Here is a 9964-nt window from a genome sequence, read left to right as displayed (position 1 = left end):
CACCGAGGCCGTCGCCGTTCTCGGCGTCGGCCTCGGTGCGCTCCTCGACCTCCTCGTTCTCCACCGTCTCGACCTCGGTCTCGGTCTCGGCGTAGGCCTCCTCGATCTCGTCCTCGGCCTCCTCCTCGATCCGGACCAGGGACGGCAGCGCCGTCGCCGACTGGGCGGCGATCGCACGCGCCTGCTCGAGGGTGTGCACCTGCTCGTTCTTCTCGATCACGAAGGGGTGCTGGCCCATCACGGCGGGATCGGCCTTGACCGTGATGGTGAGGCGGAAGCGGTGCTCGAGCTCGCTCAGATGAGCGCGCTTGTGGTTGAGCATGTAGAGGGCCGTGTCGGTGCCGCTGCGGATGGTCAGGTTATGGGTGGCGCCGCGCATGAGCCCTTCCTCGAGCATGCGCAGGCATTGCAGGGCGACCGACGAGACCGAGCGGACATGGCCGGTGCCGCCGCAATGCGGGCACTTCTCGGTCGAACTCTCGAACACGCTGGTGCGGATGCGCTGGCGCGACATCTCCATCAGGCCGAAATGCGAGATGCGGCCGACCTGGATGCGGGCGCGGTCGTTCTTCAGGCACTCCTTCAGGCGACGCTCGACCGAGCGGTTGTTCCGCTTCTCGTCCATGTCGATGAAGTCGATGACGATCAGGCCGGCGAGATCGCGCAATCTGAGCTGGCGGGCGACCTCCTCGCAGGCCTCGAGATTGGTCTTGAGCGCCGTGTCCTCGATGTGATGCTCGCGGGTGGCGCGGCCGGAGTTGACGTCGATGGCGACCAGCGCCTCGGTCTGGTCGAGCACGATGTAGCCGCCGGAGCGGAGCTGCACGGTCGGCGAGAACATCGCGTCGAGCTGCGTCTCGACGCCGTAGCGGGTGAGCAGCGGTTGCGGCTCGGTGTAGAGCTTCACGTTCTTCGCATGGCTCGGCATGAGCATGCGCATGAAGTCCTTGGCCTCGCGATAGGCGTCCTCGCCGGCGACGATGACCTCGTCGATCTCCTTGTTGTAGAGATCGCGGATCGCCCGCTTCACCACCGAGCCTTCCTCGTAGACGAGGGTGGCGGCCGTGGACTTGAGCGTCAGGTCGCGGACCTGCTCCCACACGCGCAGCAGATACTCGAAGTCGCGCTTGACCTCGGTCTTGGTGCGCGCCGCGCCGGCGGTGCGCAGGATCACGCCCATCCCCTCCGGAACCTCGAGGTCCTGGGCGATCTCCTTGAGGCGCCTGCGGTCCACCGTGTTGGTGATCTTGCGGCTGATGCCGCCGCCGCGGGCCGTGTTGGGCATCAGCACCGAGTAGCGGCCGGCGAGCGACAGGTAGGTGGTCAGCGCCGCGCCCTTGGTGCCGCGCTCTTCCTTGACGACCTGCACCAGCATGACCTGGCGGCGCTTGATCACCTCCTGGATCTTGTACTGGCGGCGTGAGCGCGGCGTGCGGTCGGGAAGCTCCTCGAGCGCATCGGCACCGCCGACCGACTCGATGGTCTCCTCCTCCTCGCCGTTCTCGTCGTCGTCGTCCTCATCATCGTCGTCGTCGTCATCCTCGTCGTCGTCGTCGTCATCCTCGTCGTCGTCGTCGCCGTTGCCGGGCGCGCCCTCGGGCGGCAGGATCTCGCCCTCGACCGGGGCGGCTTCGGCCGACACAGGGGTCGGCGCTGCAGCCTCGGCGGCCGCCGGTTCCTCGGACGTGGCGGGAACCGGAGTGTCGGCGCTGGCGACCGTCACGCCGGCGGGCTCGCCCGCGATCTCGGCGGCGCTCGGTGCGGCCGTCGGCTCCGTCGCGGCCTCGGGGGCCGGCGGGATGTCACTCTCGGAGCGGGCGAAGTCGAGCTCGGTCTGCGCCTCGCCCTCGGCCTTGGTCGGCGCGTCGCGCGGGGGCTCGTCGTGGCTGCCCTCGTCCGAGTCGGCGACCGGCTCGCTGGCGACGCGGTCGTCACGATGCGGCGGGCGCCCGGCGGCGACCTGGCGCGAGCCGCCGGACCGGGCGGCGGCGCGGCGGTCGGCCTCGGCCTCGGCGGCCCGGTGGGCGCGCTCCTCCTCGTCGATCAGCACCTGCCGATCGGCGACCGGGATCTGGTAGTAGTCCGGGTGGATTTCGCTGAAGGCCAGGAAGCCGTGGCGATTGCCGCCGTAATCCACGAACGCGGCCTGGAGCGAGGGTTCGACCCGCGTCACCTTGGCCAGGTAGATGTTGCCCCGGAGCTGTCGGCGGCTCGCCGACTCGAAATCGAATTCCTCTACTCTGTTACCGCGAAGCACGACGACCCGGGTCTCTTCCGGGTGGGTCGCGTCGATGAGCATCTTATTCGCCATGTTTGTGTCTCTGTACGGCGCGGCCGCGCGCCAGCCGGTCCCGCGATGCGAGCAGGCAGGCGCGACGGACGATGCAGGCCGAAGGGGGGGTGGGACCAAGAGGGTCGAAGCGCGAGTCGCGGTCCGGGAGCCGGGGACGGGAGCGCCGGCGCTCTTTCACAGCGCCCGACGATGTGCTCCTCGTACTGTGTCCCGGACATCGGCTCCGAATCCTGGGGTGCGGTGGCCACGCGAGGTGGCCGCGACGGGTCAAGGGCTGGGGAATTTTCGCGTGAACGTCCAATCGGATCGCAAACGCATCCAATCTTCCTTAGAAGGAGGCGACGTCTCGCTGCCGACCGCTCCCGCGTGCCGCCTCGGGGGGCGGCGCCGAAAACGGGGGACGGGACTTCGAGCTTCCCGGGCGCCCCAACACGGCGGAACCGGACTCTCAAGAATCCACCAGCACCCCTTATTAAGGCGCGTCATGGCCCATTGGCAAGCCGCATGCACTTCACGTCCGGGCGAGGGTGGGTCGGGAATCCGTGGTCGGTCAGCCATTTGCCTCGTTCAAAGGCAGATCGGAGCGATGCCCGGTTCGGCCCCGCCGCGAGAAAGCCTACGTTAACCGTCAGAGTTTATTCGGGAAGCTGTACGGGGAGGCGCAACGAGGTGGCACGGGGTCTCGCCCTTGGGCTGGTCGTTGCCGTCGTTCTCGGCGCGCTGCACGCCGGCGTTGCATCGGCGCCCGCGCAGGACCGTCCCGCGCCGGCTGCCCCGGCAGGCTTCCCGTTGGCGACCGACGCGCGCCTGGCCGGCGACGCCGGCCAGACCCGATTCGTCGTCGATCTTTCCCGGTCGGTCGAGATGCGGGCCTTCACGCTCGCCGACCCCTACCGGGTGATCATCGACCTGCCGCAGGTGACGTTCCAGTTGCCGCCCAAGGCCGGCGAGCGCACGCGCGGCCTGGTCAAGGCGTTCCGCTACGGCCTGGTGATGCCGGGCGGATCCCGCATCGTCATCGACACCACCGGCCCGGTGCGGGTGGAGCGGGCCTTCGTCCTCGATCCGGCCGACGGCCTGCCGGCCCGGCTGGTGCTCGACCTCGCATCGGTCGACCGCGCCACCTTCCTGCGCGCCGCCGCGATCGACAACCGGCTGCCGCGCGAGTCGCAGCGCCGCTCCGAGCGCGACGCGCCGCCCAACGGCGATCCGCGGCCCATCATCGTGGTCGATCCCGGCCATGGCGGCATCGACAACGGCACCAGGGCGCCGACCGGTGAGGAGGAGAAGACCCTGGTGCTCGCCTTCGCCCTGATGTTGCGCGACAAGCTCGAGCAGACCGGCAAGTACCGGGTGGTGATGACCAGGACCGACGACCGCTTCGTGCCGCTGAACGACCGGGTGCGCCTCGCCCGCCAACGGGAGGCCCAGCTCTTCATCTCGATCCATTGCGACGCGCTCGCCCGCCGCGACGGCGGCGCCGAGGGGGCGACCGTCTACACGCTCTCGGAGCACGCCTCCGACGCCGAGGCGGCGCGCCTCGCCGAGGCCGAGAACAAGGCCGACGTGATCTCGGGCGTCGACCTCTCGGCCGAGCCGGACGACATCGCCGACATCCTGATCGACCTCGCCCAGCGCGAGACCAAGAACTATTCGGCCCAGTTCGCCCGCACCCTGGTGGGTGAACTGAAATCCACTGCTAGGCTGCACAAACATCCGCTGAAGGCGGCCGGCTTCCGGGTGCTGACCGCACCCGACGTGCCCTCGGTGCTGGTCGAGCTCGGCTACGTGTCCAACAAGGCCGACATGAAGCAACTGACCTCGGACGCCTGGCGGTCCAAGGCGACCGAGTCCATCGCCCAGGCCGTCAACGCCTTCTTCCATCCCCGCCTCGCCGGCCCGAGCGAGGCCACGGGCGCGAACTGAGGGCAGGGGAGGGCGCCGCCGGCCGATACGGCGCGTTTCAGGCCGGCTCTTTCGGCTCGTAGATCTTGCTCAGGAACATCGTGCCGGTGCGGATGTCGAGGGCGATGGCCCGGCGCGCCGCCTTCACGTCCTGCGCCTTGATCGCCTCGATGACCCGGGCATGGAAGCGGTGGCCGTTCTCGAAGAACCGGACCGCATGGGCCGGCTTCTGATGGATCGTGGCCAGGAAAGGCCCGGTGCGCATCCACAGGCTTTCTAGGATGTCGACGAGCTGCGAATAGCCGGTCGTCCGGTAGATCTCGAAATGAAAGCTGTGGTTCCCGGTCAGCGCCGCGTCGATCTGCCCGGCCTTGGCGGCGGCGAGCATCTGCTGGTTGATGTCGGCCAGCTTTGCCACCAGCCCGGCATCGCGCAGCCGCACCGCCCGCTCGGCCGCATAGCCCTCGAGCTGCATCCGGATGCGGACGAATTCCTGGTGCACCTGGGAATTGAACGGGGCGACCCGGATCTGGCGGTTGGAGGACTGCTCCACGGCCTTTTCGGCCATCAGCCGCTTGAGCGCCTCGCGCACCGGCATCGGGCTGGTGCCGAGCGCATCGGCCAGCTTTCGGATCGAGATCTGATCGCCTGGCTGGAAGTGCCCCCGCAGAAAGGCGAGCCGCAGGCTTTGATACACCCTCTCCTGCAACGTCGAGACGTCGATCGAGGGAAGACAATCATACATCGCTGAGAATCCGAGCGTTCGTCAGGCGCGCCGACCATGACGCAGTGCAACGAGCAAGGCAACAAAGCGCGGCTTCGCATGGCGCGTCGCGTCGGTCTTGCGTCTCGCTCCTCGCCCGACGGAGGCGCGAAGCGCGCGTCGTGAGACGCCCGGGTCGACGGCGGGCGGCCCGGGCCAGTCGACCGATCTCGAACCAGCGACCACCAGTCCGACCGGCCTTTCCCAGGCTCCACGCGATCGAACTCGACTCGATGGGGGCTCGGCGCCGTCCCGCCGGCCCGCGGCGCGCGCCCCTACCTGGGAGTGTGCCGCATACGCGCCCTCTCCTGAATTCGAATATCGTGATCTGTGATCACATATCTATGATCTTGACGATTGCGGTCGGCAGGCGCAGGATTAATAAAAGATTGAGCTCGATGGGGATCGGGATGCTCAAACAGCGGAACGCCATCGTCACCGGGGCGACCAGCGGGATCGGCTTGGCGATCGCCAAGGCGCTGGCCGACTGCGGGTGCAACCTGATGATCGGTGGCTTCGCCCCCGTCGGCGTGCCGGAGCGCCTGTGCGCCGACATCGGCAGCCAGAACGGCGTTAAGGTCTTTCATTCCGGCGCCGATCTGAGCAAGCCCGAGGAAGCCCGCCGCCTGGTCGCCGACGCGATCGCGGCGATGGGCACCGTCGACATCCTGGTCAACGACGCCGGCCTGCAATTCGTCGCCCCGATTGTCGAGTTCCCCGAGGAGAGGTGGGACCACCTGCGCTCGGTGATGCTCGACGCCCAGTTCCACCTCATCAAGGCGGTGCTGCCCGGCATGATCGCGCGGAGCTGGGGCCGGATCGTCAACATCTCGTCGGTGCACGGACTGGTCGGCTCGCCGCACAAGCCGGCCTACATCGCCGCCAAGCACGGCGTCGTCGGGCTGACCAAGGCGGTCGCGCTCGAAGTGGCGGAGCACGGCATCACCTGCAACGCCATCTGCCCCGGCCTGGTGCTGACCGACCTGATCCGCAACCAGCTTCCGGACCAGGCCAAGGTGCTGGGCTGCACCGAAGACGAGGCGCTGAAGCGAGTCTTTCTCGCCAACACGCCCACCCAACGCGCCATCGATCCCGCAGAAATCGGCGCCACCGCCGCGTTCCTGTGCAGCGACGGCGCCAAGTCGATCACCGGGACGACGATCGTCGTCGACGGTGGCTACACGGCCCGCTGAAAGAACCCCCGAGACGCGCGTCGTCGGACGACAGTCAGACCCGCCGGCGCGCAACGTCCTGAAACTGCCCACCGCCGCTTGCGACGGAGGGGAGCGCGTCTCGTGCTGTGCGCGGGGGCTTGTCGCCAGCGGCAGCAAACAACCGGGAGGGGAGCTCATGGCGCCCGAGGATGGGTTCACGAAGAATCAATGGCTGAGCTTGGCGGCGTCGGTGTCCGGTTGGGCGCTCGACGCGATGGACTGGATGATGCTGGCGCTGCTGCTCCCGCTGATCGGCGCCGAGTTCGGCCTGTCGCTGCCGCAGCTCGGCCTGCTGGCGACGCTGACACTGGCAGGCGCCGCCATCGGCGGGATCATCGTCGGCGTGCTCGCCGACTACTACGGCCGCGTCCGCATGCTGATGCTGACGATGCTGTGGTACAGCGTCTTCACGGGCGTCTGCGCCTTCATGCAAAGCTACGAGCAACTGTGCGTCGCACGCTTTTTCACCGGCATCGGGCTCGGCGGCGAATGGGCGGTCGGGGCGGCCCTCGTGTCGGAGTATTGGCCCGACAGGCACCGCGCCAAGATCACCAGCCTGGTCCACTCCGGCTGGCCGGTGGGCTACGGCCTCGCCTCCCTGGCGTTCATGCTGGTCGGCCCGACCTACGGCTGGCGCGGGATGTTCCTGGTCGGCGTTCTTCCGGCGCTGGCCGCGATCCTGATCCGCCTGACCGTGCCGGAGCCCGAGGAATGGGTGAAGGCGAAGGAAGCGCGCGGTCGGGCCAAGGAGGCTACGCCATTCCCGCTGGCGGCGCTGTTCTCGCCCGGTCTCCTGCGCAATACGCTGTGGTGCAGCATCTTCACGACCGGTGCGCTGATGGCCTATTGGGGCGCCGGCACATGGCTGCCGTCCTACCTGGCGTCCGTCCGCGGTCTCACGATCGTCAAGTCGGGTGGCTTCCTGCTGCTCCTGAACGTCGGCGGCTTCCTCGGCTATCAGTTCTACGGATGGCTCGCCGACCGCCATGGACGACGCCTCGCCTTGCAGGTCGGCTTCGGCGCGGCGATCGTCTCGACGCTCATTTATGTGATGCTGCCGAGCGAGGACATGCTGTTCTGGTTCGGGCCGATCTTCGCCTTCAACACCTACGGCGTCTTCGGTCCGTTCGGCGCCTACATCTCGGAACTGTTCCCGACCGAGGCGCGCGCCGCCGGGACCGCCTTCTGCTTCAATGTCGGCCGTGCGGTATCGATGTCGTCGCCGTTCATCATCGGCCTTCTCGCGCAAGGCTACGGCCTGTCCTTCGGCCTGGGCGCGACCATGGTGTTCAACCTCATCGGCATCATCGCACTCGTCTTCCTGCCTGAGACCGTCAGGGCCGGAAAGAAAGTGCATTTCGCCTCGACAAAAGCCCAGGCGCCGGCGGTGAGCTGAGCCGCGGACTCGCGGGCCTTTCGGCGGGTTTCCTGGAGACATCCAGGGCCTGCCGGAAGGAAGGCGGGGAGCGGCGTCCCGAACGGGTGCTGTTCACCGATCCGAACGAGCAGGAGATGACCCCGACGCGGGTGGGAGAACGGCGATGACAATGGCGGTGATGGGAGCCGGTTCTCTGGGGATCGTGGTCGGCGCGCTGATCACCAGGAGCGGACAGGACGTCGTCCTGATCGACGTCGACGAGAAGAACGTCGAAGCCCTGAATACCAAAGGCGCGCGGATCACCGGGTTCCTCGACATCACGGTCCCGGTGCGAGCGATTTTGCCCCCACAAATGGAGGGCCTGTACGACATCGTATTCCTATTGACGAAGCAGACTTACAACGACTCGGCGCTGGCGGCGCTGCTGCCGCATCTCGGACCCGATAGCACCGTGTGCACGCTGCAGAACGGCATTCCGGAGGAATCGGTGGCATCGCGTGTCGGCATCGCGCGCACGATCGGCGGAACCGTCGGGTTCGGGGCGACGTGGCGCGAGCCGGGCGTCTCGATGCTGACCTCCACGCTGGAGGCGCTGCAGAGCTTCGGATTCGACATCGGCGAGATTGACGGCCGCCTGACCCCGAGGCTCCGCAGGGTCCAAGAGGCCCTGTCGGCGGTCGGCGGCTGTCAGGTCGTCGACAATCTGATGCCCATCCGCTGGTCGAAGCTTCTGATGAACGCGACGTTCAGCGGGGTGTCGGCGGCGCTGGGCTGCACGTTCGGCGATGTTCTGGAGAACCGCGACGCGATGGGGTTCCTGTCGCATGTCGCCGACGAGACGATCAAGGTGGCCCGGGCTCACGGAATACGCCTCGCCGAAATGCAGGGTGAGGACATGGAGCTCCTGGAGCTCGAGCCGGGAGAAACGGTCGACGGCAAGATGCCGTTCTATCGTCGCGTCTGGTCCCGTCACGCCAAGCTGAAAGCCAGCATGCTCCAGGATCTGGAGAAGGGCCGGAAGACGGAAATCAACCAGATCAACGGGTACGTGTGCCAGAAGGGGAGAGCCGCCGGCGTGAAGACGCCGTGCAATGATTTCGTCGTCGGGCTGGTCACGGAAGCCGAGGCGACGAAGACGCTGCCGGATTTCAGCGACAACCTGGACCGCATGAGGACGTGCCTGGGCCGAGTCGAATCGCAGACCGCGGTGCATCACAGGGAAACAGCGCCATGAGCAAGCTGATCGTCACGGCGGCGATCACCGGGGGCGTCCATGTCCCCAGCCTGTCGCCATATCTCCCCAGCACGCCCGACGCGATCGTCGAGCAGGCCGTGGGCGCCGCCCACGCCGGCGCTGCCGTCGTGCATATCCATGCCCGCGATCCGAAGGACGGCCGCCCGTCGAGCGACGTCGCGCTGTTTCGGCAGATCGCCGCCGCTATCCACGACAGATGCGACGCCGCCATCTGCGTCACCACCGGGGGCGGCCTCGGCATGAGCCCGGAGGAGCGGGTCAAGCCGATCGGCGTGCTGCGGCCCGAGCTGGCCTCGCTCAACGCCGGCTCGATGAACTTCGCGATCCATCCGCTCGCCGACAAGATCAAGACGCCGCTGCACGAGTGGGAGATCCCCTATCTGCAGTCGACCGAGGACTTGATCTTCCCCAACACGTTCCGCAGCATCAAGGTCTTCACCAAGGCGATGCACGCGGCCGGCACCAAGCCGGAGCTGGAGATCTACGACGTCGGCATGATCAACAACGTCAAGTACCTGCTCGACACCGGCGTGTTGAAGGCGCCGCTCTACATCCAGTTCGTGCTGGGCATTTTGGGCGGCATCCCGGCGACCCCCGAAAACCTCGTCTTCATGGTGGAGACCGCGCGAAAAACGCTCGGCGCCGAGAATTTCGTGTGGTCGTGCTGCGCGGCCGGACGGGCGCAGCTTCCGCTGACCTGCGTCGCCATGGCGCTCGGCGGCAATGTCCGGGTCGGCCTGGAGGACAATCTCTATCTCGGCCCCGGTCGGCTGGCACAGAGCAGCGCCGAGCAGGTCGCGGCGATCATCCGCATCGCCACGGAGCTGAGCCTGGAGATCGCCACCCCGGACGAGGCCCGCCGGAGCCTGGGCCTCAAGGGCCGGGCAGGGGTAGGCTGGACCGTCGCCGCCTGAGCGCCTGTTCGGAGCCTCGATCGGGGCCACGCCGCGGCCGAAACCGCGGCCGGGGCCCCCGACTCCCTGGCCGACCCCACTGGCCGAAGCCTCAGTTTGACCATAAAACCGGGCGACCAACGCGGACGGACGATCGGCACGCCGGCGCGGACCTGCGCCCGGGCAGAAGGCCGTGCGGCCGGGGATCGACCTGGAGCGCCGGCCGGGGGAGGCCGGGCGGCAGCGATACTCGGGTCGGGCCG

Annotated in this window: 7 protein-coding genes; 5 read left to right on the top strand and 2 right to left on the bottom strand. The window is 67.9% G+C overall.

Annotation, left to right across the window (positions count from 1 at the left end):
• The coding region (locus tag HXX10_RS17335; RefSeq protein ID WP_296524041.1) for an Rne/Rng family ribonuclease at positions 1–2311 on the bottom strand (2311 nt) is incomplete at its 3' end.
• A 651-nt stretch (positions 2312–2962) separates the two neighbouring features.
• Between HXX10_RS17335 and HXX10_RS17330 the strand changes: the two genes are divergently transcribed.
• A complete protein-coding gene (locus tag HXX10_RS17330) occupies positions 2963–4219 on the top strand; it encodes an N-acetylmuramoyl-L-alanine amidase (RefSeq protein WP_296524040.1) in 1257 nt (418 codons plus the stop codon).
• Positions 4220–4256: 37 nt separating this feature from the next.
• On the opposite strand, the gene HXX10_RS17325 is transcribed toward HXX10_RS17330, so the two are convergent.
• Positions 4257–4943, bottom strand: coding sequence for a GntR family transcriptional regulator (locus tag HXX10_RS17325; protein WP_296524039.1), 687 nt, complete (start codon positions 4941–4943; stop codon positions 4257–4259).
• Positions 4944–5371: 428 nt separating this feature from the next.
• Here HXX10_RS17325 and HXX10_RS17320 point away from each other — a divergent pair, with 428 nt between their 5' ends.
• From HXX10_RS17320 to HXX10_RS17305, 4 genes are all read left to right on the top strand, one after another.
• On the top strand, positions 5372–6154 hold the full coding sequence (locus tag HXX10_RS17320; protein ID WP_296524038.1) for a 3-hydroxybutyrate dehydrogenase: 783 nt from the start codon (positions 5372–5374) through the stop codon (positions 6152–6154).
• A gap of 157 nt (positions 6155–6311) precedes the next feature.
• A complete protein-coding gene (locus tag HXX10_RS17315) occupies positions 6312–7571 on the top strand; it encodes an MFS transporter (RefSeq protein WP_296524037.1) in 1260 nt (419 codons plus the stop codon).
• A gap of 145 nt (positions 7572–7716) precedes the next feature.
• Positions 7717–8787: a 2-dehydropantoate 2-reductase gene (locus HXX10_RS17310; protein WP_296524036.1), complete on the top strand. Its 1071-nt coding sequence runs from the start codon at positions 7717–7719 to the stop codon at positions 8785–8787.
• Positions 8784–9722 carry a 3-keto-5-aminohexanoate cleavage protein gene (locus tag HXX10_RS17305; protein ID WP_296524035.1) on the top strand — a complete coding sequence of 313 codons (939 nt, stop codon included), beginning with the start codon at positions 8784–8786 and terminating at the stop codon, positions 9720–9722. Before HXX10_RS17310 ends, HXX10_RS17305 begins: the two co-directional genes overlap by 4 nt.
• The last annotated feature ends 242 nt before the right edge of the window (positions 9723–9964 follow it).

The sequence above is a fragment of the Rhodoplanes sp. genome (assembly GCF_013377085.1).
GTDB lineage: Bacteria > Pseudomonadota > Alphaproteobacteria > Rhizobiales > Xanthobacteraceae > Rhodoplanes.
Note: the sequence above shows the minus strand (reverse complement) of the source record. Positions and strands in the feature narration are given on the sequence as shown.

What these genes read in the sequence shown, in the direction of transcription:
- HXX10_RS17310 (WP_296524036.1), top strand. Translation starts at nt 7,717, where the DNA reads ATGACAATGGCGGTGATGGGAGCCGGTTCTCTGGGGATCGTGGTCGGC.
- HXX10_RS17305 (WP_296524035.1), top strand. Translation starts at nt 8,784, where the DNA reads ATGAGCAAGCTGATCGTCACGGCGGCGATCACCGGGGGCGTCCATGTC.
- HXX10_RS17325 (WP_296524039.1), bottom strand. Translation starts at nt 4,943, where the DNA reads ATGTATGATTGTCTTCCCTCGATCGACGTCTCGACGTTGCAGGAGAGG.
- HXX10_RS17315 (WP_296524037.1), top strand. Translation starts at nt 6,312, where the DNA reads ATGGCGCCCGAGGATGGGTTCACGAAGAATCAATGGCTGAGCTTGGCG.
- HXX10_RS17320 (WP_296524038.1), top strand. Translation starts at nt 5,372, where the DNA reads ATGCTCAAACAGCGGAACGCCATCGTCACCGGGGCGACCAGCGGGATC.